This window comes from Bradyrhizobium sp. Ken01, from assembly GCF_055807355.1.
Genome location: NZ_JBVVPC010000034.1, coordinates 1 through 25,000, shown reverse-complemented (window position 1 = coordinate 25,000; position 25,000 = coordinate 1). Strand labels below are relative to the sequence as shown.

Sequence of the window (25,000 nt, the reverse complement as noted above, 5' to 3'; positions counted from 1 at the left end):
TCTTTCGCGGAGAACCAGCTATTTCCCAGTTTGATTGGCCTTTCACCCCTAACCACAAGTCATCGGAGTCTTTTTCAACAGACACCCGTTCGGTCCTCCAGTGAGTGTTACCTCACCTTCAACCTGCTCATGGCTAGATCACTAGGTTTCGGGTCTAATACAACGAACTTGACGCCCTATTCAGACTCGCTTTCGCTACGCCTTCGCCTATCGGCTTAAGCTTGCTCGTTAAATTAAGTCGCTGGCCCATAATACAAAAGGTACGATGTCACCCAGAACGTATCTTGGGCTCCATCTGTTTGTAGGTGTCCGGTTTCAGGTCTATTTCACTCCCCTCGTCGGGGTGCTTTTCACCTTTCCCTCACGGTACTGGTTCACTATCGGTCGCTGAGGAGTACTTAGGCTTGGAGGGTGGTCCCCCCGCGTTCAGACAGGATTTCACGTGTCCCGCCTTACTCGTGGATACATCATCGCATTACTCGTACGGGGCTATCACCCTCTAAGGCCCAGCTTTCCTGACTGGTTCCGATTGTCTTTGATGTATCACTGGCCTGGTCCGCGTTCGCTCGCCACTACTAACGGAGTCTCTGTTGATGTCCTTTCCTCCAGGTACTTAGATGTTTCAGTTCCCTGGGTTTGCTTGAAACCTCCTATGTATTCAGAAGTCTCATACCTTCTATTGATAACCGGAAATCCAAAACCTCTTCGATCGAAATCTAAAGGCTTAGGCATCTCACATTTCTGTTCGAACCCCACACCACAGTCTTTCGACTGAGGTCTTGGAGTTCCGGCTATCGAAGGTGGGTTTCCCCATTCGGAAATCCATGGATCAAAGCTTCTTCGCAGCTCCCCACGGCTTATCGCAGCGTAGCACGTCCTTCATCGCCTCTCAGCGCCAAGGCATCCACCGAACACCCTTAAGGCACTTGATTGCTCTCATTATCAATGTCCACACACTCGGCAGAATGTTGTCTGCAGAACTACCTTGCGGCACGCGCCCTCGATGAACGCTATCTGCAGCCGGACAATGATTAGAAAGACCAGCTTGCTTCGTAAGATCGTTCCGATAGCGAGGCGGTCAAGCTTCGCTAAAAGGATCATTTACAACTCGCTTGTCTTTCAATGCAGCCTTGTGAGCTACCCTGGAAGACGCACGAGCGCCGAAATGATCCGGAGATAATGAAGTATCGCGCAACAATTACTTGTTGCCCGATCCAACTCGGATCGATCTCCTCTTTACGATGTCAGAAATCACGCAGCTTACTGTCCATCCGGACTAGTAAGTGCGAAGTGATGTTTCGCGGACGACGGCATGAGCAGTCGGTGATCAAACCATCTGGTGGAGCCAGACGGGATCGAACCGACGACCTCATGCTTGCAAAGCACGCGCTCTCCCAGCTGAGCTATGGCCCCGTAACCAGAAGACGAATGCTCACTCGATGAGTGTGGTGGGCCTGGGAAGACTTGAACTTCCGACCTCACGCTTATCAAGCGCGCGCTCTAACCAACTGAGCTACAAGCCCCTAACGCATATCCAGTCAAGGACCAGGGATTCTGCAAGGTTGCAGCCCCAGCGCGTGTTCGTCCGCGAAGAAAGAGAAACGAAGACGGCGAAATCCCGCCAATGCAGCTCAACGATCCTGACGACCGTTGGCCACTGATGTTTCTAAAACGGTTCGATAGAAGCAAGCTTCTGAAGAACCATCCTTAGAAAGGAGGTGATCCAGCCGCAGGTTCCCCTACGGCTACCTTGTTACGACTTCACCCCAGTCGCTGACCCTACCGTGGCCGGCTGCCTCCCTTGCGGGTTAGCGCACCGTCTTCAGGTAAAACCAACTCCCATGGTGTGACGGGCGGTGTGTACAAGGCCCGGGAACGTATTCACCGTGGCGTGCTGATCCACGATTACTAGCGATTCCAACTTCATGGGCTCGAGTTGCAGAGCCCAATCCGAACTGAGACGGCTTTTTGAGATTTGCGAAGGGTTGCCCCTTAGCGTCCCATTGTCACCGCCATTGTAGCACGTGTGTAGCCCAGCCCGTAAGGGCCATGAGGACTTGACGTCATCCCCACCTTCCTCGCGGCTTATCACCGGCAGTCTCCTTAGAGTGCTCAACTAAATGGTAGCAACTAAGGACGGGGGTTGCGCTCGTTGCGGGACTTAACCCAACATCTCACGACACGAGCTGACGACAGCCATGCAGCACCTGTGTTCCAGGCTCCGAAGAGAAGGTCACATCTCTGCGACCGGTCCTGGACATGTCAAGGGCTGGTAAGGTTCTGCGCGTTGCGTCGAATTAAACCACATGCTCCACCGCTTGTGCGGGCCCCCGTCAATTCCTTTGAGTTTTAATCTTGCGACCGTACTCCCCAGGCGGAATGCTTAAAGCGTTAGCTGCGCCACTAGTGAGTAAACCCACTAACGGCTGGCATTCATCGTTTACGGCGTGGACTACCAGGGTATCTAATCCTGTTTGCTCCCCACGCTTTCGTGCCTCAGCGTCAGTATCGGGCCAGTGAGCCGCCTTCGCCACTGGTGTTCTTGCGAATATCTACGAATTTCACCTCTACACTCGCAGTTCCACTCACCTCTCCCGAACTCAAGATCCTCAGTATCAAAGGCAGTTCTGGAGTTGAGCTCCAGGATTTCACCCCTGACTTAAAGACCCGCCTACGCACCCTTTACGCCCAGTGATTCCGAGCAACGCTAGCCCCCTTCGTATTACCGCGGCTGCTGGCACGAAGTTAGCCGGGGCTTATTCTTGCGGTACCGTCATTATCTTCCCGCACAAAAGAGCTTTACAACCCTAGGGCCTTCATCACTCACGCGGCATGGCTGGATCAGGCTTGCGCCCATTGTCCAATATTCCCCACTGCTGCCTCCCGTAGGAGTTTGGGCCGTGTCTCAGTCCCAATGTGGCTGATCATCCTCTCAGACCAGCTACTGATCGTCGCCTTGGTGAGCCATTACCTCACCAACTAGCTAATCAGACGCGGGCCAATCTTTCGGCGATAAATCTTTCCCCGTAAGGGCTTATCCGGTATTAGCACAAGTTTCCCTGTGTTGTTCCGAACCAAAAGGTATGTTCCCACGCGTTACTCACCCGTCTGCCGCTGACGTATTGCTACGCCCGCTCGACTTGCATGTGTTAAGCCTGCCGCCAGCGTTCGCTCTGAGCCAGGATCAAACTCTCAAGTTGGACTTGAACTTTGAACCGGCTGATCACAACGTTTTGACGAGGTCCCACCATTTTTCATCAACCGAAGTCGATGAGCTGCCCGCGATTCACATCGCTGGCAACGATGGTGTAACCTTAAAACGTGTACCGCCGAAGTCTTTCGTCCCCTCTCAGAACTCAAAAGCCGAAGCTCTTCAGTATCCGAGAGGCGCAAGGACTCCGCCGTCCACGTTTCTCTTTCTTCATCTTCACTTGTCAAACAGCCCGGGACCAGGAGGCCCCAACCTTCCAGAGAGGAAGGGTTCCGACACCCTTACCGACGATGGATGAACTCCAATCGACTTACGTCGACTGTTGTGTCACTCAACAAGGTGAGGAGCATCAGTGGCGCGTTCGCTCGCCTTGGTCAGTGACCCGGCGGCGCCGCGCTCAGTGGTCGGGTTATAGGCCCCACCCATCGGGGTTGTCAACGACCATTGTCAGAAAATCGTCGCACGGTGGATTGTTCGAAAAATCCACGCGTTTACAGCGGGTTAGAAAGTCGCCGAGCGGCTGGATCGGGCCAGTGCGGAGAAAAAACCCAAAAAAAGTTTGGGCCCGAGGGGGCTCCGGAGGCGGCATGGAGGCGCCTTGAACGCGGCCTGGACCTGACTTGGAGCGCCCGCCCCTGGAAGGCCCCTGGCGCCCGGCCGTTTCCGGAAACTTTTCCATATTAGGCGCCGTACTTGAGCCACAATCCCCCGGCGTTCTGGTACAGACAAAGCTTGAATCGCAGGGATGCCAGTGGGGGCTGCCGGCGGTTCGTGTGGGGTCAGAGGAAGGCGATCATCCGATGAAGCGGCCTTCTTCAGACATTCGAGACACATCGAGAGATCTTTTTTCCGCTTAGCTGTTCGTAATTTCGGCCGGTCCGTCATCTGGGCCTTCTGACCGCGGACGCCTATGCGGCTTGCCTTTTCCAGAGACGCCCCAGAGAGGGCGGCGTAAGGAGGGGCTCGAAACAGGGTTGCCCGGAACGGGGCTGCTCGAAATCGGGCTCTCGGGTCGTTGATTGGGGGACTTGGGTTGAACCACAGGACGTCACGCGGCGCTTACGGGCGTGAGACCGGGATCATCGATCTCGGCCACGAGCCGCCGCTGTCCGTCGATGGTTCCGAAGCCGCGGTCATCGATCGCCGCCGCGTCTCGGTGCAATGGTTCAGCGGGACAATTCTGACCGGACTTTGCGGCGCAGCCCTGATCGGCGGCGCCGTTTTCGCTTCACTCGACGGCGAGATGACCTTCGCCAAGGTACCGGAGCGCGTCGAAGGCGCGCTGCGCGGTGCATTCGGCGCAGCCGACCGCGCCGCCACGCTGCACAAGAGCGACCGCCTACCGCCGCCGAACGAATCCACGGCCTCGCGCAACATCGTGCGCGTCTCGACTGTCGCCCGCGTCGGCAACCGCGACGTGATGCGGGTGCGTCCCTTCATCCGGATCGCCGGCAATCTGTCGATGACGACGAGCGACCTGTCGGCGAAGATCCCGCCGTTCAACGCCCAGCGCCTTCTCACCGATGTCGGCTCCGATCCGAAGACGGCATCCGAGGATCCGAACAATCCGGAAGCCGTCGAACCCGACGCCGAGGTCTCCTTCGTCACCAAGGACCTCTCCCAGGTGCTGCCGAAAGCCAAGATTACCGCAGTGGTGGCGCTCGACGACATCCTGATGCGGGTCCGCGATGCCGCCAACTGGCGCGGCAATGGCGGGGTGCGCTACGCCGCGCTCTCCAATGCTGCGGCCGACGTCTCCGGCGCGACCGGCCCGTCCGAGATCAGAAGCGCCTACGCCACCGAAGTGTCGCCGTCCGATCCCTATGCCGGCTTCGAGACGCGCGTGGTGCCGGAAAACGTCACGCTGCTGCCGAAGACCAAGGAACAGATCACCGGCGGCAATCCCAACGGCGAACGCGTCCACGTGGTCAAGAAGGGCGACAGCGTCGCCGGCGTGCTGCGCGATCTCGGCGCCACGGCCGAGGAGATCAAGGCGATCACCGCGACGCTCGGTCCGCGCGGCCGCGACGGGGGCCTGAAGGAAGGCGAGAAGCTGCGCATCCTGATGGCGCCCGCAAGCCCCGGCGCCCGTCTGCAGCCCTACCGCGTCGTCATCGCCAACGAGACCATGGTCGAGGCGATCGCGGCGCTGTCCGATCTCGGCAAATATGTCGCGGTCGACGTCTCCAGCATGAATACCGTCGCGGACGCGGCGGCGAACGCCAACAGCGACGACGATGACGACGATGACGGCACGGGCGTGCGGCTCTACCAGAGCATCTACGAGACCGCGATGCGCAACAAAGTGCCGATGCCTGTCATCGACGACATGATCAAGATCTATTCCTACGACGTCGATTTCCAGCGCAAGGTGGCGCCGGGCGATTCATTCGACGTGTTCTACGCCGGCGAAGACGAAGGCGTGACCGCGAGCGAAAAGAACGACGTGCTGTTCGCTTCGCTTACGCTCGGCGGCGAGACCAAGAAATACTACCGCTACCAGAGCCCCGACGACGGCGTCGTCGACTACTATGACGAGACCGGCAAGAGCGCGAAGAAGTTCCTGGTGCGCAAGCCCGTCAACAACGCCATCATGCGCTCCGGCTTCGGCGGCCGCCGTCACCCCATCCTCGGCTACGTGAAGATGCATACCGGCGTCGACTGGGCCACCTCCTACGGCACGCCGATCTTCGCCTCCGGCAACGGCGTGATCGAGAAGGCCGGCCCCGAGGGCGGCTACGGCAAATACATCCGCATCAAGCATAACAACGGCTACGAGACCGCCTATGGCCACATGTCGGCCTTCGCCAAGGGCATGGAGCCCGGCAAGAAGGTGCGGCAGGGCCAGGTGATCGGCTTCGTCGGTTCGACCGGCGCGTCGACCGGCCCGCACGTCCACTACGAAATCCTGGTCAACGGCCGCTTCGTCGATCCGCTGCGTGTGAAACTGCCGCGCGGCCGCTCGCTGGAAGGCCCGATGCTGGCCGGTTTCGAGAAGGAGCGCGACCGGCTCGACGGCATGATGAGCGGCCGCGCCGGCGCCATCGCCCGGATGTCGGACGCAACCGGCGGACCTTTGCAGGTCACCAATCGGTAAAGCCCGCGAACCGGCCGAGATCGGCCGGTCATCTTCAAACACGATCCGGATTTGACGTCGACGCGCGAGGCTCGCTTGGCGGCATCACAACGTCAAGTTTCGTTTGCCAAAGCGGCGTGAGGAGCGAATACTTTCCAAAAAACGGGAGGTCTCGCCATGAAGAACAGGCTCGCCTGCGCAGCCTTCGTCGCTGCGATTGTCTCCGTCACCAGCGTTTCGGCCGAAAACTGGGAGGTTACCCGGCTCGTCCCGGGCTCGGCGTTCCATGGCGTGCACGGGCTTGCGATCGACAAGGCGGGCCATCTGTTTGCCGGCAGCGTCGCGGGCGCGGCGCTCTACGAGGTCGACATCGCCGGCGGTACCGCCAAGGTTGCAATCCCCGCCCCGGTCGGAATGGCCGACGACATCGCGTTCGCGCCTGACGGCACCATGGCCTGGACCGGCTTCCTGGCCGGCGATCTTTATTCGCGCAAGGGCGACGGCCCGATCAATAAACTCGCTTCCGGCCTTCCCGGCATCAATTCGCTCGCCTTCCGCAAGGACGGCAGGCTGTACGCCACCACCGTCTTCCTCGGCGACACGCTCTACGAGATCGACGTCGAGGGCATCAAACCGCCGCGCCAGATTATGGAGAAGATGGGCGGCCTCAACGGCTTCGAGTTCGGTCCCGACGACAAGCTCTACGGTCCGCTCTGGTTCAAGGGACAGGTCGCAAAGGTCGACGTCGACAAGGCCGAGCTGACCGTCGTCGCCGATGGCTTCAAGGTCCCGGCCGCGGTGAACTTCGATTCCAAGGGTAATCTCTGGGTGGTCGACACCGCGCTCGGCCAGCTCGTTCGGGTCGATCCCAAATCGGGCGCCAAGACCATGGTCGCGCAATTGAAGCCGTCGCTGGACAATCTCGCGATCGACGACAAGGACCGAATCTATGTCTCCAACATGGCCGACAACGGCATCCAGGAGGTCGATCCGGCGACCGGCCAGGCGCGGCAGGTCATCATCGGCAAGCTCGCCTTGCCCGGCGGCATCGGCGTCACGTCGGAGAACGGCAAGGATACGATCCACGTCGCCGACGTGTTCGCCTATCGCACGGTGGACGGTGCGACCGGCGAGGTCACCGAGAAGGCCCGCATGCACGCCGCCGGCGTCACGCTCGAATATCCGATGAGCGCAACGGCGAAAGGCAACGACGTGGTCCTGTCGAGCTGGTTCACCGGCACGGTGCAGGTGATCGACGGCAAGACCGGGGCCACCCGCGACATGCTGCACGGCTTCAAGGCGCCGCACGACGCGCTCGTGCTCGCGGACGGCAGCATCCTGGTGGCCGAGCTCGGCACCAAATCGCTGGTCCGCGTCAGCGGCGAGCACGGCAAGGACCGCACCCCGCTGATCGGCGGCCTCGAGGGCCCGGTCGGGCTCGTCGCCGGATCGCGTGGCGAGGTCTATGTCAGCGAGGCTTTTTCCGGCGTCGTCTCCATGATCGAGAGCAACGGCGAGAAGACCGTGGTCGCCAAGGACCTGAAAATGCCCGAGGGAATCGCACGCGCCAGCGACGGCAAGCTGATCGTCGCGGAGGTCGGCGCGAAGCGCTTGATCGAGATCGCGCCGGAGACCGGCAAGGTGACCGAGATCGCCGCCAATCTTCCAATCGGCCTGACCGGCGCGCCCGGAGGACTGCCAACCCACATCCCGACGGGCGTCGGCATCGGGGAATCCGGCACGATCTATTTCTCTTCTGACATCGAGAACGCGATCTACAAGGTCACGAAGAAATAAGTCGCCGCAGTAAGTTCGCCAACAACCCGCAAAACAAATCGCCCCGGAGAGATTGACCTCTCCGGGGCGGCTTGTTGTTCCAGGCTTCGAATGCCGGCGCTCAGTTCAGCTTCCGCTTCGACACCGGCGCCTCGAACTGGGCGATCTCCGCGGTCTGCGGCACCTTGCCGTTGAAGGTCAGCACGTTGCCTTCGGACGAGATCGCAACGCTGTCGCCGTCCTTGACGTCGCCGGCCAGGATCATCTCGGCGAGCGGATCCTGGACGTGACGCTGGATTACGCGCTTGAGCGGCCGCGCGCCGTAAGCGGGATCCCAGCCCTTGGCGGCGAGCCAGTCGCGGCCCGCAGCGTCGAGCGTCAGCACGATCTTGCGATCGGCCAAAAGCTTCTGCAGCCGCGCGAACTGGATTTCGACGATCCGGCCCATCTCGCTCCTCTGCAAGCGATGGAACAGGATAATCTCATCGACGCGGTTCAAGAACTCTGGCCTGAAATGCGCCCGCACCATGCCCATCACCTGCTCGCGCACGGCCGAGGTATCCTCGCCCTCCGGCTGGTTCACCAGAAACTCCGAACCGAGGTTCGAGGTCATGATGATCAGCGTGTTGCGGAAGTCGACGGTTCGGCCCTGGCCGTCGGTGAGGCGGCCGTCGTCGAGCACCTGCAACAGGACGTTGAAGACGTCGGGATGCGCCTTCTCGATCTCGTCGAACAGCACGACCTGGTAGGGCCGGCGCCGCACCGCTTCGGTCAGCGCACCGCCCTCGTCATAGCCGACATAGCCCGGAGGCGCGCCGATCAGCCGCGAGACCGAGTGCTTCTCCATGTATTCGGACATGTCGAGGCGGACCATCGCGGTCTCGTCGTTGAACAGATACTCGGCGAGTGCCTTCGTCAGTTCGGTCTTGCCGACGCCGGTGGGCCCCAGGAACATGAACGAGCCGGTCGGCCGGTTCGGGTCCTGCAGCCCCGCGCGCGAACGGCGCACGGCGGTCGCAACCGCACGCACGGCCTCGGCCTGGCCGACGACGCGCTTGCCGAGCGAGTCCTCCATCCTCAGCAGCTTGTCCTTCTCACCTTCGAGCATCTTGTCGACGGGCACGCCGGTCCAGCGCGAGACCACCTGCGCAATGTGGTTGGCGGTGACCGCCTCCTCCATCATCTCGCCGGAGTTCTCCGTTGTATTTTCCTTGGCCTCGATGTCAGCGAGCTTCTTCTCAAGCTCGGGGATCCGGCCATAGGCCAGCTCGCCGGCCTTCTGGAATTCACCGCGCCGTTGCGCGTTGGCGAGTTCGACCCGTAAGCCGTCAAGCTCGGCCTTCAGCTTCTGGGCGTCGGAGAGCTTGTTCTTCTCCGCGCTCCAGCGTGCGGTGAGCGCCGCAGACTTCTCCTCAAGATCGGCCAGCTCCTTCTCCAGCGTCTGCAGGCGGCTCTTCGAACCGGCATCGCTTTCTTTCTTCAATGCTTCCTGTTCGATCTTCAGCCGGATGATTTCCCGATCCATCGAATCCAGCTCTTCCGGCTTGGAATCGACCTGCATCTTGAGCCGCGCGGCCGCCTCGTCCATGAGGTCGATGGCCTTGTCCGGCAGGAAACGGTCGGTGATGTAGCGGTTGGACAGCGTCGTGGCGGCGACCAGCGCGGAATCGGTGATCCGCACGCCATGGTGCTGCTCGTACTTGTCCTTCAGCCCGCGCAGGATCGAGATCGTGTCCTCGACCGAGGGCTCGCTGACGAAGATCGGCTGGAAACGCCGCGCCAGCGCCGCGTCCTTTTCGACGTGCTTCTGGTACTCGTCGAGCGTAGTGGCGCCGATGCAGTGCAGCTCGCCGCGGGCGAGAGCAGGCTTGAGCAAATTGGACGCGTCCATCGCGCCATCGCCCTTGCCGGCGCCGATCAGCGTGTGCATCTCGTCGATGAACAGGACGAATTGCCCCTCGCTCCCGGTCACCTCCTGGAGCACGGCCTTCAGCCGCTCCTCGAACTCGCCGCGATATTTTGCACCGGCGATCAGCGCACCGAGGTCGAGCGACAGCAGCTTCTTGTCCTTCAGGCTCTCCGGCACGTCGCCGTTGACGATGCGCAACGCCAAGCCCTCGGCGATGGCGGTCTTGCCGACGCCGGGTTCGCCGATCAGGACGGGATTGTTCTTGGTCCGGCGCGACAGCACCTGGATCGTGCGGCGGATCTCCTCGTCGCGGCCGATGACCGGATCGAGCTTGCCGTCGCGCGCGGCCTGAGTGAGGTCGCGGGCATATTTCTTCAGCGCGTCATACGCGTTCTCGGCCGTGGCGGAGTCCGCGGTCCGGCCCTTGCGCAGCGCTTCGATCGCCGCGTTGAGGTTTTGCGGGGTGACGCCGCCCTTGGCCAGGATCGCGCCCGCCTCGCTGGTCTTCTCCAGCGCGAGGCCGAGCAGCAGCCGCTCGACGGTGACAAAGCTGTCGCCGGCCTTCTCGCCGGCCTTTTCCGCGGCGTCGAAGGTGCGGGCGAGCTCAGGCGCCAGATAGATCTGGCCGGCACCGCCGCCAGAGACCTTCGGCACCTTGTTCAGGGCGTCCTCGGTCGCCTTCAGGATTGCGCGGGAATTGCCGCCGGCGCGGTCGATCAGACCGGCAGCGAGGCCTTCTGTGTCGTCCAGCAGCACTTTCAGGACGTGCAGGGTCGAAAACTGCTGGTGCCCTTCGCGCACCGCAAGCGACTGCGCGGACTGGACGAAGCCCCTGGAGCGTTCGGTATATTTTTCGATGTTCATATCGTGGTCTTTCCCTCGGCCTGCCCCTGGAGCCCTCTAAGGCACTCCAAACGGCATCTTCATTGGGTTTGCGATGACCGCATTGACGTTTCTCAACCGGCAACGGTCGTTATCAGCCGGCGCTGGCGCCGGCCTGACCCAGATGTGGGAAGCGAGGCCTCGGACCGGAAGAGGCGAGTTCACAATTTCGTGCGCGGATCCGCCCGCTTGGCGCCGGTGGGCCGAATCCCCTAAGTAGCGGCATGACACCTAGCGCAATGACAGCCAGCCAGACCGCCGAGATCACCGGCCTCTACCGCTATCCGATCAAGGGCCTGACGCCGGAGCCCCTGCCCCGCGTCTCCCTGCGGACCGGCCAGACCCTGCCCGCGGACCGCCGCTACGCCATCGAGAACGGCCCCAGCGGTTTCGATCCGGAAGAGCCCCAGTGGAAGCCGAAGATCCAGTTCCTGATGCTGGCGCGGAATGAGCGGCTGGCTTCGCTCGACAGCCGGTTCGAGGACGCGACCAACCGCCTGACCATCAGCAAGGACGGCCAGATCGTCGCCAGCGGCGATCTCGAGACCGCCGCCGGGCGCGCCACCATCGAGGCCTATTTCAGGGACAACTTTCAGCCGGAGCTGAAGGGCCCGCCCAAGATCCTGTCCGGCCGCGACCACAGCTTTTCCGATGTCGCCCGCAAGGTCGTGTCCATCATCAATCTCGGCAGCGTCCGCGCGCTCGAGACCATGCTCGGCGGCGCCGCCGTCCACCCGCTGCGCTTCCGCGCCAATCTCTACGTGAAGGGCTGGCCGGCCTGGTCCGAGCTCGACCTCGTTGGCCAGACGCTGGCGATCGGACAGGCCCGGTTGCAAGTGGTCAAGCGCATCAAGCGCTGCCCGGCCACCAATGTCGACCCCGAGACCGCCAGGCGCGATCTCGAAATCCCGGCCACGCTCTCGAGCAATCTCGGCCACATGGACTGCGGCATCTATGCCGAGGTGATCGCCGACGGCGACATCGGCGTGGGCGACGCGGTTGCGTTGGAAGAGCCGAAGCTGGTGTGACGCAACGCCGGCGCCACGTACTCCGTCATTGCGAGCGCAGCGAAGCAATCCAGGAATGCGCCCGCGGAAACGGTCTGGATTGCTTCGTCGCTTCGCTCCTCGCAATGACGGGGCAGAAACCTCAATTCGGCATCACGTAGGCATAGATCCGGCCGCGCGAGATCGGCGCTTCGCGGACGCGGTTGCCGTTGTTGCCGGAGATCATGATCGGATTGCCCTGCGCGTCGATGCCGGTGATGATGCCGACATGGCCACCCCGGCCACCGCGCGACATCACTGCGATGGCGCCGACCTGCGGACCGGAGACGCGCGTGCCGTAATGCGCGAACGAATTCGCCATATCGGAGCCGGTGCCACGGTGACCAGTCTTCTCAAGCACCATGTTCATGAACCGCGCGCACCACAGGCTGCCGCGGCCGGTCGGATTGCCGCCGACATAGCGGCGTGCCTCGGACACGAGGCCCGATCCGCCGCCGAAGCCGCCGCTGCTCGTCGCGCTATTGGTCACGCCGCCGTCATTCGCGTTCATGGCCATCCCACCGCCACGCCTCATGGTTCGACGGCTGGCGCGCGTTGTCATCTCACCGCTGGTAACCATTCCAGCGCTGCCGCTCATGGCCATTCCACCGATGCCGCCGCTATTGGCGTTCGGGTCATAGCTGGCGAAGGTGTTGCCGAAGCCGCTCGCCTGCAATTGCGCCGCGCCGCGCTCGAAGCGCGAGCCGCGTGCATGCCGGTAATGATGATGTCTGCTGGCGTGATGCGCGTAAGCGTGCCGCTCTGCGCTATGACGATGAGGTCGTGCTGACGCCGGAGAAGTGAAGGCGGCGACCGCCGCGAAGAAAACAGCCAGCGCGACGACACAGCGCGACAGGCGAGACGCAAACAACTCGAACATTCTTCATCCTTCGTTGACACCCCACTTCCCAATCGGCCCGTGCGGTGGCCGACATCCGCGGGCTGTATCAGTATCCTGATGTGGCGAGAACAAGACGCGGCCGCGAAGAATTTGGACGATGATTAATAGGTGTTAGGATCGTATGCGCTGACCGCAGGACGCCATTCCACAGCCGCAGCCACCTCTGGGAGAAAACCGGATGCCTCACGCCCTCACGAAAGACAATTGCCGCCTCTATTTTGAACAAGCAGGCGCGGGCACGCCGATACTTTTTCTGCACGAGTTCGCGGCCGACTACACCAATTGGGAGCCGCAGATGCGCTACTTCTCGCGCGGCCATCGCTGCATCACCTATTCCGCGCGCGGCTACACGCCATCGGACGTGCCTGATGGCGAGGTCTACGGCTACACGCATTTCTATACCGATGCGCTCGCGGTACTCGATCATCTGAAGATCGATCGCGCGCACTTCGTCGGCCTCTCGATGGGCGCCTATTCGTCGCTCCAGATTGGGCTCAACGCGCCCCAACGTGCGTTGTCGATGACGCTCGCCGGCGTCGGCTCAGGCTCGCATATCGAGAACCTGGACGCCTGGCGCCAGCAGTGCCGCGCCAACGCGGAGCAATTCGAGATGCTCGGCTCCGCAGAAGTCGCAAGAGTCACGCGCGAGGCGCCGAGCCGGATTCCCTTCCTGGTGAAGGACCCGCGCGGCCACGCCGACTTCTACGCAGCCCTGGCGCGGCATGACGCCAGGGGATCGGCGCGGACGATGCGCGGTTTCCAGGCCGGCCGGCCCTCGATCTTTACGATGACGGACGCGATCAGAGCGGCCACGACGCCGGCACTCGTCATCTGCGGCGACGAGGACGATCCGTGCGTGGGCGCAAGCCTGTTTCTGAAGAAGCACCTGCCTGCGGCAGGGCTCGCCATGTTTCCGAAGTCCGGCCACGTGCTCAATCTCGAAGAGCCGGCCCTGTTCAACGAAACGGTGGAACGGTTCGTCACGCTGGTGGAAGCGGGAAGATGGCCGGTGCGCGATGCGCGGTCGCTGGCGGCGCATTAGCGCGAAGACGTCACCACACGCTCCGTCGCGTAGCCCGGACGGAGCGCAAGCGTAATCCGGGGCCTTCGCATCCGCGGATAGAATCCCGGATTGCGCTACGCTTCATCCAGGCTACAGGAATCCTACTTCCTGCCGCCCCGCGTCAGCAGAAACACGCCCTGCTCGCCGAACAGATTCCACACCCACCAGGGCATCCGCAGCCGCAGCGGGCGGCCGTAGAGGTCGAGCGCCTCGGCACGTTCCATCTTGACGTCGATCGCGTCGCAGAGCTCGACGAAATCCTTGATGGTGCAGAAATGGATGTTGGCGGTGTCATACCAGCTTGCCGGTAGATTCTCCGTGCGCGGCATGTGGCCTCCGATCAGGAGCTGGAGCCGCATCTTCCAGAATCCGAAATTCGGGAACGACACGATGGCGCGGCGGCCGATGCGTAGCAAATTCTCCAGCACCACTTTCGGCTGCCGCGTCGCCTGCAAGGTCTGCGACAGGATCACGTAGTCAAAGGCGTCATCCGGATAATTCACGAGATCTGTGTCGGCATCGCCCTGCACCACCGCAAGACCCTTGGCGACGCAGCGGTTGACACCCTCGCGCGACAGCTCGATGCCGCGGCCGTCGATGCCGCGGGTTTCCAGCAGTTGGAGCAGGTCGCCCTCGCCACAGCCGACGTCGAGCACCTTCGAACCCGGCTTGACCATCTCGGCCACCAGCACATGGTCGGCGCGAAAATCACCGGGCTGCCCGGTCGCAAGGCCGCCCAGCGGCAACGCTTCCTGTACAGACATGACTAGCCGTCCTTAAGCATTATTGGCGGTGAGCCCGCGCGCCTTGCCAGCCGATTGCAGGAAGGCACGGGCGATGTCGAAGAATTCGGGCACGTCGAGCAGGAATGCGTCGTGACCGCGATCGGTCTCGATCTCGGCGAACGACACCCGCGCGCTCGACGCATTCAGCGCGTGCACCAGCGCGCGCGATTCCGAGGTCGGGAACAGCCAGTCGCTGGTGAAGGAGACGACGCAGAACCGGGTCTGGATTCCCGCGAACGCCTTCGCCAGCACGCCGCCATGGTCGCCGGCGATGTCGAAATAGTCCATCGCGCGGGTCAGATAGAGATAGGAGTTGGCGTCGAAGCGCTCGACAAAGGACGAGCCCTGGTAGCGCAGGTACGACTCGACCTGGAAGTCGGCGTCGAACGAGAAGGTCGGCAGCTCGCGGTCCTGCATGCGCCGACCGAATTTGCGATGCAGCGCGGCGTCGGAGAGATAGGTGATGTGCCCGGCCATGCGGGCGACGGCGAGGCCGCGATGCGGATGGGTGCCGTGATCAACGTAGCGTCCGCCATGCCATTCCGGATCGGCCATCACCGCCTGCCGGCCGAGTTCGTGGAAGGCGATATTCTGCGCCGAATGGCGCGTGCTGCATGCGGTCGGCAGCGCAGAGAAGACGCGATGCGGATAGGCTGCGGTCCATTGCAGCACCTGCATGCCGCCCATCGAGCCTCCGACGACGCAGAGCAGCGTATCGATGCCGAGGCGGTCGAGCAGCATGGCCTGGGCTCGCACCATGTCGGGGATGGTGATGATCGGAAAATCCAGGCCCCACACTTTGCCGGTCGCCGGATTGGTCGATGCGGGGCCGGTCGAGCCCATGCAGCCGCCGATCACGTTCGAGCAGATGATGAAATACTTGTTGGTGTCGAGCGGGCGGCCGGGCCCCACCATAATTTCCCACCAGCCCGGCTTGCCGGTCAGCGGGTGCACATTGGCGACGTGCTGATCGAGCGTCAGCGCATGGCAGATCAGGATGGCGTTGGAGCGCTCGGCGTTGAGCTCGCCATAGGTCTGGTATGCGATCTGGAACGGGGTGAGATCGACGCCGCAATCAAGCGGCAGCGGCTGGTCGGCACCGAAGCGCGCGACCTGGGAGCTCGGATGATCGACCTCGTGCGAGCGCTCATCGGCGCTGATCGCGGGACTGGGAATTGACTTGATGCCCATCTCTGACCACTGACTCGTTTGCGATCGGGGTCCGACCGCGACTGACATCAGGCCATGAAAAACCCGGCCTGAACGATAGGTTCGGCCGGGATCGAAAGGGTCCCCGGCCTGTTTAGCGAGTTTTTTAACGTGGCTGCAAGCCGGCCGGCTCAAATGACCACGGAACAGGTAAAAACTACCGTCTTGGACGGTTTTCGTCAAGTCGCGGCCCGGATCAGCCAAATTCGCCTGTCGCGCCACGGGCGGAAGTGGCCCGATTTCCCTTTGCATTTCTCTTTGCTTTCGCAGCCCCGACTGCCTAATCAGGATATCCATCACAGCGGTGACAGCTCGACTGATCCGCATTGAACGCCTCGCAACAGCACCTCACAGACATGTCCCAACGTCCGCCCGCGCCACCATCGCTCCAGGAATTGCGCAAGGAGATCGACGCGATCGACGAGGGCATGCATCGCCTGCTGATGCAGCGCGGCGACATCATCGACCGCCTGATCCAGGTGAAGCAGACCCAGGAGGTCGGCTCGGCGTTCCGCCCGGCACGTGAGGCCTCCATGATGCGCGACCTCGTGCAGCGCCATCGCGGGATCCTGCCGCTCGACACCGTCGAGAGCATCTGGCGCGTCATCATCGCGACGTTCACTTATGTCCAGGCGCCGTTCTCGGTCCACGCCGACATCTCGGCGAGCGAGCCGGCCATGCGCGATTCCGCGCGATTCCATTTCGGCTTCACGGTGCCTTACGTCGCGCATTTCAGCGCGCAGGCGGCGGTCGAGGCGGTGGCGAAGTCCAAGGGCGACCTTGCGCTGGTCTCGGCGACCTCGAGCCGCACGCCATGGTGGCTGGAGCTGGAGGCAGAAGGCGCGCCAAAGATCATCGCGCGGCTGCCCTTCGTCGAGCGCGCCGACCATCCGGCGGCGTTGCCCGTGTTCGCGGTCTCGCGTGTCGCGGACAGTGCGCTGGTGACGGAGGTCGAGACCTTCAGCGTGCGCGTATCAGGGTGGAACGCCGAGGTCGCGCGCGCCCTGTCACCGCTCGCCGAGATCGTGGCGGTGCCCGATACCGCCTTCGACGGCGCCGCGCTGCTGGTCTCGGTCACCGCGACGAGCAGCCTCGACAAAATCAAAGCTGCCCTGATCGAAGCGGGGGCCTCGGTGCGCTCCACGGCCCTCGTCGGCAGCCACGCAACGCGCTATACGGTGCCCCCGACCGGGTCGAAATCGTAAGTCGCGAACCGCTTAAGCCACTCCGGAGTTGAAGATGTCCCGCCCCGTGCCGAATCCCGGCATTCTCGATATTGCGCCCTACACGCCCGGCAAGACCCCGGTGGCAGAGCCCGGCCGCAAGGTGTTCAAGCTCTCGGCCAACGAGACCCCGTTCGGGCCCTCGCCGAAGGCGATCGAGGCGTTCAAGCAGGTGGCGGATCATCTGGAAGACTATCCGGAAGGAACCTCGCGCGTGCTGCGCGAAGCGATCGGGCGCACCTTCGGGCTCGATCCCAACCGCATCATCTGCGGCGCCGGCTCGGACGAGATCCTCAATCTGCTCGCCCACACCTATCTCAGCCACGGTGACGAGGCGATCTCGACCACGCACGGCTTTCTGGTCTATCCGATCGCGACCATGGCGGTCGGTGCGAAGAATGTCATCGCGGCCGAGAAGAACCTCACCTGCGATGTCGATGCCATCCTCAAGGCAGTGACGCCGAAGACAAAGCTGGTCTGGCTCGCCAACCCCAACAATCCGACCGGCACCTATCTGCCGTTCGACGAGGTCAAGCGCCTGCGCGCCGGCCTGCCCTCGCACGTGCTGCTGGTGCTGGACGCGGCCTATTGCGACTACGTCTCCCGCAACGACTATGAGATGGGAATCGAGCTGGTGGCGACCACCGAGAACACGGTGGTGACGCACACGTTCTCCAAGATCCATGGTCTCGCGGCGCTGCGCATCGGCTGGATGTTCGGCCCCGAGCACATCATCGACGCGGTCAACCGCATCCGGGGTCCCTTCAACGTATCGACGCCGGCCATGTACGCGGCCGTTGCCGCGATCGAGGACGCCGCGCATCAGGCCATGTCGAAGCAATTCACCGAGACCTGGCGCAACTGGCTCGCCGACGAGATCGGCAAGCTCGGATTGAAAGTGACGCCGAGCGTCGCCAATTTCGTGCTGATCCACTTCCCGACCGACAAGGGCAAGACCTCTGACGACGCCGATGCCTTCCTCACCAAGCGGGGCCTCGTGCTGCGCGGGCTGAAGAACTACGGCCTGCCGCATTCGCTGCGCATGACCATCGGCACCGAGGAGGCCAACCGCCTCGTCGTCGAGGGCTTGCGCGACTTCATGGCCGGACGATGAGCGCGACCCCGCACTTCCAGCGCGTCGCGCTGATCGGCTTCGGCCTGATTGGCGGCTCGATCGCGCGCGCTGCGAAGCTCCAGGGCCTGGCTTCCGAGATCGTCACCACCGCACGCTCGGAGAAGACGCGCGCACGCGTGATGGAGCTCGGCATCGTCGATCGGGTCGTCGCAACCAATGCGGAAGCCGTGCAGGACGCCGATCTCGTCATCCTCTGCATTCCCGTCGGCGCCTGCGGGCCGGTGGCGCAGGAAATCGCCCCCCATCTCAAGCCCGGCGCGATCATCTCCGACGTCGGCTCGGTCAAAGGCGCCATCGTCAGGGATATGGCGCCGCATCTGCCGAAGGGCATCCATTTCGTGCCGGCGCATCCCGTCGCAGGCACCGAGCACTCGGGTCCGGACTCCGGCTTCGCCGAGCTCTTCATCAACCGTTGGTGCATCCTCACCCCGCCGGAGGGCGTTGATGCGGCTGCCACCGATCGCCTGCGCGCGTTCTGGGCGGCGATGGGTGCCAAGGTCGAAATCATGACGCCGGATCATCATGATCTCGTGCTCGCGATCACCAGCCATCTTCCGCATCTGATCGCCTACACCATCGTCGGCACCGCCGACGAACTGGCGCAGGTGACGGAGTCCGAGGTCATCAAGTTTTCCGCCGGCGGCTTTCGCGACTTCACGCGCATCGCGGCGTCCGATCCGACGATGTGGCGCGACGTCTTCCTCGCCAACAAGGAAGCCGTGCTGGAGATGCTCGGCACTTTCACCGAGGATCTGGCAAAGCTCACCCGCGCGATCCGACGCGGCGACGGCGAGGCGCTGTTCGACCACTTCACCCGCACCCGCGCCATCCGCCGCGGCATCGTCGAAATCGGCCAGGACTCGGCCGCGCCCGACTTCGGCCGGCCGCATGCGGCGCTGAAAAAGCCGTAACACTGAAGTAGCCCGGATGGAGCGCAAGCGTAATCCGGGACCTCCGTCGCTTGAGGCAAGATCCCCGGATTGCGCTTCGCTCCATCCAGGCTACGAGCCTGCATGGCTCCGTGACTAGAACGGATAATAGCGGATCTGCGTCATGACGACGTTGTCGTCCGTCTTCGGCGTACCACCGACGCCATGACCGCGCCCAGCTCGCGACGGGCAAGTGGTGGATGGCGGCTATTTGCCCTTGCTCGCGCGCATCACCGTTGGGCGCGGTGATTTCGGCGAGGGGACGAATGCCATCGTCTCCCGCGTCGTGGGATTCGAGATGTTGCGATCACCATTCGGATACATCGAGGCGTATGCGGCCGGCTCCTGCGACTGCCATTGCCATTGCGCGAACGCGGGCGTCGCAAGCGCGGTCGAGATGGCGATGGCGGCAACGAACAGCCTGGACTTGGTCATGGTATCTCTCCTGCCTGGGCGACCGCCTCAACGTGCGGCCGACATGGGGAGAGAGCGGAGTTTGCGGCTCCGCATTCCCGGCGCGCAATCACGATCCGGCGAAGCGGCCGTGAGTTCAGCTCGTAACCCGCATGGAGGAAGTTACGACAGCTGAGGGCGATGAAGGCAGAGAGGTGACTCTGAATTCATCTTACTGCTTCGCGCTGCGACCAAACTTTCCCGGCTTGAACAGATCGAGGTCGATGGCCTGTCCCATCGCCAGATATCCGGTGCGGTTGGGATGAAGCTTGTCGCCGGCGCCGCCAGTCGTGCTTTCGGGAACGAACTCCGGCTTGAGGCCACCCGAGGCCGGGTCGAGCGTCGCGCGATCAAAATCTATCACACCGTCGAATGTCCCCGAGCTCCGGATGAATGTGTTGAGCGCCTTGCGCTTGTCATCCTGCTCGGGAAAACCATGTGCCGCGCTGGTGCTGCCCAGTGCTGAAACGACGGTGGCGCCAATGATCCGGGCTTGCGGCCATTTTGCGCGTAGCCTCGCGACGCCGTCCTTCATCGCGGCGATGACCTGGTCGGCGGTAAAATTGCCGTTCTTGCTGAAATCGTTGATGCCTTCCAGCCAGATCAGGCTCGATATGCCGGACAGCGACAGCACGTCGCGATCGAGCCGCTGGCCCGAAGCGGGGCCGCCCGCGTAGGGTTTGTCGGGACCATATTCGGCGGGGCCTGCGATTTGGTTGCCACCGATGCCGCCATTCACGACGGCGACCTTGTTGCCGTAGACCGCCTTCAGGCGACGCGACAGCACGTTGGGCCAGCGATCGTCGCCATTCATGGTTGAGGCGGTCCCGTCGGTAATCGAATCGCCAAACGCCATGATGGCGAAGGCATCGGCAGGCGCAGTCATCTCGATCGCATCTAGAAAGAACCACGACGCAGTCGCATAGGGGAAGGAAGCCTCGTCTTCGAGGGCGCCCTTCGCGCCGGCGCCGGGCGCACTGACATATGAGGTGGTCAGCGCTTTGGCGTGCCAGGTCATCGGACCGCTCAGGCCGGCGACATGAAAACTGACCGCAAGCCGGCGGCCGGCGAGCTCATCAGGCCGCTTTGCAAACGGCGGCGCGATCGCATCACTCCAGACCGAATTCCCCGGCGACACCGTAACGGAAGCCGTGCCGGCGAACGTGACCGGAGTGTTGGAGCCGCGAATCAACGCGGCACTGCCCGACTGCAGGCCGACGTAAACGCCGTCAAACGTGACGGGTTTGGTGCCGAAGGCGTTGCTGAGCCGGATGCGGACCTGACGGCCCCAGATATCCGGTCGCACGATCAGGCGAAAGGTCTGGTCCCGCGCACCGGACGCTGGCTCGGGAAACGCGAATTTCTGTTCGGGCTGGGCAGACGGATTGCCGACGGGGTATGGGCCCTGAACCGCGCCCGTCCAGGACACCACCCAATGTTCGCCATCCTTGGCAGTTGCGGTCTGAAGCGAGGCGACGAGCAGCGATGCTGCCACGAGACAATTCAACGCGTTCATTGTTTCCCCCGAACCCCCAAATAATTTGGGCGCGACCTTAGAGCCGTCAGTTGGCCTTCAATAGGGCGGCAGAACGCTACCTGTCCAGACGCCGCTGACGCATTCCTCGCCCGACGCCGGAGAGGATCTCGCAGGTTGGATCACTGGCGCTAACAAGAAGCTTTTCGGAAGCCATCTGTTCACAGCTTCGAACGCGTCAGGCGGACCAAGCCGTCCGCCCGGCAAATTTATGAATTCACGACCTAATACAGCGGTGGGATCTGGCCGACCTTGACCGGGCCGAGCAGCACGGCGCCATCGACGAATTTCAGCGGGAAGCTGCGAGCCTTCTTGCCTTCCAGCGTGCTCTCGGTGCCGATCGAATTGATGCCGGCGGCAACGCCGGCATTGGCGTTCTGCTTGATGACCTTGCCGAGGCCGGGAACGGCGCGGTCGAGCGCACCGAACAGATTGTTGAGGTCCTGCGACTTCACGCCGGGCGCGACGCGATCGAGGGTTGCCTGCGGCACCCCCTCCTCCAGCATCTTCTCGATGCCGAGCGCGGGGATCACGCGCTCGAGGCCCGTCACCGTCATCTGCAATTCGCCGTCGAGACGGCCGTTGGCCGAGAGCCCGAGCGTGCCGGCCGCAACCGCGATCATCTCGCCCTGCTGGATCCGGGACTGCACGATCTCGATATGGCCGCCGGCGGCCTGGATCTCGCGGAAGCGTTGCGGCCACGGCTTTGGCGTGAGGTCGGACAGTCCGGTGATCTTCGCCCGCGTGTCGGCCTCGAACGGCTCGGCGAGCAGCGGATGTACGCCCTGGATGCTGCCCTGCACGATCTGGAGCACGGTCTCGATCACGGGATGATCGGACGGCGATCCATCCGCGAGGCGTCCGTGCAGTTCGACCTGTTTCGCGCGTGCGAGCGGCACCTGCACGCTACCGTCGACACGATTAACGGTCGGCTCATCGAACACGATGGAGGCGCGCTCCGGCACGGCGGGCAGGCCGAACACACTGCTGCGACCCTTGCTCCAGTTCACGACGAAGGTGCTTTGCGTGACGCCGTCAGTGAGCGTCGCGGGTGCAGTGAATTCGGCGATGACACGCTTGGGGTCGTAGACTTGGGCGACGACCAGGATGTTGTCGAGCTTCGCCGTGAACGGCGTTTTGCTGGCGTTCTGCGACACCAGGGCGACGCTGGCGCCGGAACACTGGACCTCGAAACGGAAGGGGAAGCCCGCGATCAAGCGCTTGGCGCAATCGTAGACGCGGCCGGATTTGGCCTCCTGAGCGCGCCAGGCGTCGGCGGCGATTTCGGCCTGCGACGCCGCATAGAACCAGAAGCAGCTCCACGCCACCGCGAGGATCAGGAGGATGACAGGGGCAATGAAAAGGCCCCAACGGGAGCGCCGGCCTGCGGCAACGGTCATATCGGACATGCGGCGACCCTTTGACCCCTGATTTTGTCAAATGTAAGCGAGGTGCGGCTGCGACGAAAGGCGGAGAATTCGCTTCGCTTGCGGGCGCGGTTCTGGTAGCCGTGCCCGAAATGTCGGAAATCACCCTCCCCTCCGTCACAACCGCCAAGGGCGAGCTCTGGGTGTTCGGCTACGGCTCGCTGATGTGGCGGCCGGGCTTCGAATTCGAGGAGCGCGTCCCGGCGCGGCTGGTCGGCGAGCATCGCGCGCTCTGTGTCTATTCCTTCGTCCACCGTGGCACGCCGGAGAAGCCGGGTCTGGTGCTCGGCCTCGACCGCGGCGGCGCCTGCCGCGGCATCGCCTTCCGCGTCGCCGAAAAGAACCGCGCCGACGTCGTGGCCTATTTGCGCGCGCGCGAGCAGGTGACGTCGGTCTATCGCGAAGTCATGCGCTCGCTGTGGCTGGAGAACGAGGCGCGGCAGCGCGTCTCCGCGCTCGCCTATGTCGTCGACCGCGGCCATGTGCAATATGCCGGCCGGCTGTCGCTCATCGACCAGCATCGCCACGTGCTCCAGGGCCACGGCCAGTCCGGCGCCAACCGCGACTACGTGACCGCGACGGTGAAGGCGATCGAGGCTGAAGGCTTTCGCGATGCGCAGCTGCATCAGCTTGCCATGATGCTGCATGGGGATGCGCATTCTCCGCACGCGCCGGCTCCGATGCACGATCGGGAAAACCGCTAGCTCTCCGACGGCGCACAGCTCGGCGCCGAGCCGATCAGCTGCTCCTGCTCCTTGCGGCCCGCTTCGACGAGGCGGCCGGTCGCGTCTTCGATCACCGTCTGCACACGGGAGAGAAACTCGTCCTTGGGCAAGCCTGGTGGCAGCGGATCGAGGAATTCCACCACCAGCGTGCCGGGATAGCGCATAAAGGTGCGGCGCGGCCAGAACAGGCCGGAATTGAGCGCGATCGGCAGGCACTGTGCACCGCAGGACGAATAGATCTGCGCGAAGCCGCTTTTGTAGTCCGGTGGCGCGCCCGGAGCGCGGCGCGTGCCTTCGGGAAAGATCACGAGCTGCCCGCCGCTGCGCACCGCCTCACGCGCCCGCCGCGTCATGTCCAGCAGCGCCTTGACGCCGGCATTGCGGTCAATCGCGATCATCCCGGTCTTGACCAGGAACTGGCCGAACACCGGGATCTGCATGAGCTGACGCTTGAGGATGAAAATCGGACGGTCGAAAAAACCCGGCAAGACGAACGTCTCCCAGAACGACTGGTGCTTCGCCACGACGACCAATGGTCCCGTCGGGATCTTTTCGAGGCCGCGGAATTCCACCTTGATGTTGCAGACCGTCCGCATCAGAAACAGCGTCGCCTTCGCCCACCATTGCGCGACCGTGAGCATGGCGCGCGGGGGCAATGCGAAGGTCGGCAGCGCCACGATCGCGAGGCACACCAGCACGGTATAGAACAGCACGTTGAACACGAGCGATCGCAGGAAAATCAAGAACATCGAGGATCCGATCAATTGCCGATCAGTTGCCGATCAATTGGCCTGTGCGGTGGCGGGCCGCTTCGACTGCAGCCCGGAAGGCTGCTCCGACATCTCGGGTGAAAGGTCAATCCCGAAATCCTCCAGCCGCACCCTGACCTCGGCCGCGATGTACTTGACATATTCCGACAGCAGCAGCCGCAAGGTGGACGCCGAGGTCCACCACGGCTCCTCGCGCCATTTGTCGCCGACCACCACGAACGGGATCAGTGTCGTCTCCGGCATCGCATGCGAGAATTCCACCAGCGCGCGCGGCATGTGATAGTTCGAGGTGACCACGATCAGCGACTTGAAGCCGCGCCCCGCGGCCCAGCGCCGCGCTTCCGCGGCATTGCCGCGGGTCGAGACCGCCGTGCGGTCGAGATCGACGCAGCAACGCATGAAGGACTGGTTCTCCGGCAGCGTCCGGGAGATGTCGCTCGCGGTCGAGGTCGGATGCACGCCGGAGATCAGGAGCCTCTTGCCGTAGCCGGCAGCGAGCAGCTCCATCGCATCCGACACCCGCGAGGAGCCGCCGGTCAGAACCACGATGCCGTCCGCCTTGCGGTCCGGCGCGATCTCGGCGCCGCGCAATTGCGACAGAAACGCGATGAAGCCCGCCGCCGCGCCGACGAAGGCGAGCGCAATCGTCGACATCACGGCCGCGCGCAGCCAGCCGCGCGGCAGTTTCGGCGATCGATCGTCGGTCGGCGCGCTCATGCGATGTCGGTGATCCCTTCCCAGAGGTGATTTTAGGACGTTTTGAGGCGAAGTGGAGTCCGCTTTGTCGGCCTCAATCGATGTGGCGAAGCACTGGGGCCGCGAACTAGATTTCCCCTCTCCCCTTGTGGGAGAGGGTGGCTCGCCGCGATAGCGGCGAGACGGGTGAGCGACTATCTCTGTTGTCAAGTTGCATTGGCGTAGGCGGTGCGCGCATCGCGTGCCTTGG

At 63.1% G+C, this 25,000-nt stretch carries 17 protein-coding genes, 2 tRNA genes, 2 rRNA genes and 1 riboswitch (1 of these 22 cut by a window edge); of the genes, 8 read left to right on the top strand and 13 right to left on the bottom strand.

All coding sequences use genetic code 11. The annotated features are described in order from the left end of the window. The 4 genes from AC0L3S_RS27595 to AC0L3S_RS27580 all read right to left on the bottom strand — a co-directional run. Positions 1-932: ribosomal RNA gene (locus AC0L3S_RS27595) — 23S ribosomal RNA — on the bottom strand (it extends 1,941 nt beyond the left edge of the window). Between the two features lie 405 nt (positions 933-1,337). Beyond that, positions 1,338-1,413 (bottom strand) — tRNA-Ala (locus AC0L3S_RS27590). Positions 1,414-1,446: 33 nt separating this feature from the next. After that, a tRNA-Ile gene (locus AC0L3S_RS27585) sits at positions 1,447-1,523 on the bottom strand. A 188-nt stretch (positions 1,524-1,711) separates the two neighbouring features. Then, a 16S ribosomal RNA gene (locus tag AC0L3S_RS27580) occupies positions 1,712-3,200 on the bottom strand. The 16S and 23S rRNA genes sit together here with 2 tRNA genes alongside, the layout of an rRNA operon. A 1,044-nt stretch (positions 3,201-4,244) precedes the next feature. Here AC0L3S_RS27580 and AC0L3S_RS27575 point away from each other — a divergent pair. After that, positions 4,245-6,308 carry a peptidoglycan DD-metalloendopeptidase family protein gene (locus AC0L3S_RS27575; RefSeq protein ID WP_473263795.1) on the top strand — a complete coding sequence of 688 codons (2,064 nt, stop codon included), beginning with the start codon at positions 4,245-4,247 and terminating at the stop codon, positions 6,306-6,308. Positions 6,309-6,464: 156 nt separating this feature from the next. Continuing rightward, positions 6,465-8,084 (top strand): hypothetical protein, encoded by a 1,620-nt coding sequence (locus tag AC0L3S_RS27570; protein WP_473282593.1) that lies wholly within the window; start codon positions 6,465-6,467, stop codon positions 8,082-8,084. 100 nt (positions 8,085-8,184) lie between these two features. On the opposite strand, the gene clpB is transcribed toward AC0L3S_RS27570, so the two are convergent. Next, entirely contained in the window at positions 8,185-10,836 is a 2,652-nt protein-coding gene (gene clpB / locus AC0L3S_RS27565) for an ATP-dependent chaperone ClpB (protein ID WP_473282591.1), read from the bottom strand. 257 nt (positions 10,837-11,093) lie between these two features. Between clpB and AC0L3S_RS27560 the strand changes: the two genes are divergently transcribed. After that, the gene (locus AC0L3S_RS27560; RefSeq protein ID WP_473282590.1) at positions 11,094-11,882 is read left to right on the top strand and encodes an MOSC domain-containing protein; all 789 of its coding nucleotides are present in this window, start codon (positions 11,094-11,096) and stop codon (positions 11,880-11,882) included. Positions 11,883-12,003: 121 nt separating this feature from the next. On the opposite strand, the gene AC0L3S_RS27555 is transcribed toward AC0L3S_RS27560, so the two are convergent. Beyond that, positions 12,004-12,780: a TIGR02594 family protein gene (locus tag AC0L3S_RS27555; protein WP_473282588.1), complete on the bottom strand. Its 777-nt coding sequence runs from the start codon at positions 12,778-12,780 to the stop codon at positions 12,004-12,006. 199 nt (positions 12,781-12,979) lie between these two features. On the opposite strand from AC0L3S_RS27555, the gene AC0L3S_RS27550 reads away from it, so the two are divergent. Further along, a complete protein-coding gene (locus AC0L3S_RS27550; protein ID WP_473282586.1) occupies positions 12,980-13,843 on the top strand; it encodes an alpha/beta fold hydrolase in 864 nt (287 codons plus the stop codon). Positions 13,844-13,965: 122 nt separating this feature from the next. Here AC0L3S_RS27550 and metW read toward each other — a convergent pair whose 3' ends face one another. Continuing rightward, entirely contained in the window at positions 13,966-14,628 is a 663-nt protein-coding gene (metW, locus tag AC0L3S_RS27545) for a methionine biosynthesis protein MetW (protein WP_007597293.1), read from the bottom strand. Between the two features lie 12 nt (positions 14,629-14,640). Then, positions 14,641-15,840 carry a homoserine O-acetyltransferase MetX gene (metX, locus tag AC0L3S_RS27540; RefSeq protein WP_473282584.1) on the bottom strand — a complete coding sequence of 400 codons (1,200 nt, stop codon included), beginning with the start codon at positions 15,838-15,840 and terminating at the stop codon, positions 14,641-14,643. Positions 15,841-15,931: 91 nt separating this feature from the next. Next, positions 15,932-16,011: riboswitch (SAM riboswitch) on the bottom strand. A gap of 203 nt (positions 16,012-16,214) precedes the next feature. Between metX and AC0L3S_RS27535 the strand changes: the two genes are divergently transcribed. The 3 genes from AC0L3S_RS27535 to AC0L3S_RS27525 are packed head-to-tail and all read left to right on the top strand — an operon-like array spanning position 16,215 to position 19,127. Beyond that, on the top strand, positions 16,215-17,063 hold the full coding sequence (locus AC0L3S_RS27535; RefSeq protein WP_473282582.1) for a chorismate mutase: 849 nt from the start codon (positions 16,215-16,217) through the stop codon (positions 17,061-17,063). A gap of 34 nt (positions 17,064-17,097) precedes the next feature. Next, positions 17,098-18,195: a histidinol-phosphate transaminase gene (gene hisC, locus AC0L3S_RS27530; RefSeq protein ID WP_473282580.1), complete on the top strand. Its 1,098-nt coding sequence runs from the start codon at positions 17,098-17,100 to the stop codon at positions 18,193-18,195. After that, complete coding sequence (locus tag AC0L3S_RS27525; RefSeq protein WP_473282578.1) at positions 18,192-19,127, top strand: prephenate/arogenate dehydrogenase family protein; 936 nt, start codon at positions 18,192-18,194, stop codon at positions 19,125-19,127. The genes hisC and AC0L3S_RS27525 overlap by 4 nt, the downstream gene beginning before the upstream one ends. A 225-nt stretch (positions 19,128-19,352) precedes the next feature. On the opposite strand, the gene AC0L3S_RS27520 is transcribed toward AC0L3S_RS27525, so the two are convergent. The 3 genes from AC0L3S_RS27520 to AC0L3S_RS27510 form a co-directional block, all read right to left on the bottom strand. Beyond that, positions 19,353-19,580 (bottom strand): hypothetical protein, encoded by a 228-nt coding sequence (locus AC0L3S_RS27520; protein ID WP_473263805.1) that lies wholly within the window; start codon positions 19,578-19,580, stop codon positions 19,353-19,355. Positions 19,581-19,770: 190 nt separating this feature from the next. Then, positions 19,771-21,114, bottom strand: a complete 1,344-nt coding sequence (locus AC0L3S_RS27515; RefSeq protein WP_473282576.1) for a GDSL-type esterase/lipase family protein — start codon at positions 21,112-21,114, stop codon at positions 19,771-19,773. Between the two features lie 242 nt (positions 21,115-21,356). Then, positions 21,357-22,541: a DUF2125 domain-containing protein gene (locus AC0L3S_RS27510; RefSeq protein ID WP_473282574.1), complete on the bottom strand. Its 1,185-nt coding sequence runs from the start codon at positions 22,539-22,541 to the stop codon at positions 21,357-21,359. A 110-nt stretch (positions 22,542-22,651) separates the two neighbouring features. Between AC0L3S_RS27510 and AC0L3S_RS27505 the strand changes: the two genes are divergently transcribed. Further along, the gene (locus tag AC0L3S_RS27505; RefSeq protein ID WP_473282572.1) at positions 22,652-23,263 is read left to right on the top strand and encodes a gamma-glutamylcyclotransferase; all 612 of its coding nucleotides are present in this window, start codon (positions 22,652-22,654) and stop codon (positions 23,261-23,263) included. Here the strand turns inward: AC0L3S_RS27505 and AC0L3S_RS27500 are convergent. Together AC0L3S_RS27500 and AC0L3S_RS27495 are read right to left on the bottom strand one after the other, a co-directional pair. Continuing rightward, positions 23,260-24,033, bottom strand: a complete 774-nt coding sequence (locus AC0L3S_RS27500) for a lysophospholipid acyltransferase family protein (RefSeq protein ID WP_473263809.1) — start codon at positions 24,031-24,033, stop codon at positions 23,260-23,262. The two genes, AC0L3S_RS27505 and AC0L3S_RS27500, sit on opposite strands and share 4 nt — an antisense overlap. A gap of 33 nt (positions 24,034-24,066) precedes the next feature. Continuing rightward, positions 24,067-24,771: a YdcF family protein gene (locus AC0L3S_RS27495; RefSeq protein WP_473263810.1), complete on the bottom strand. Its 705-nt coding sequence runs from the start codon at positions 24,769-24,771 to the stop codon at positions 24,067-24,069. Positions 24,772-25,000: the final 229 nt, after the last annotated feature.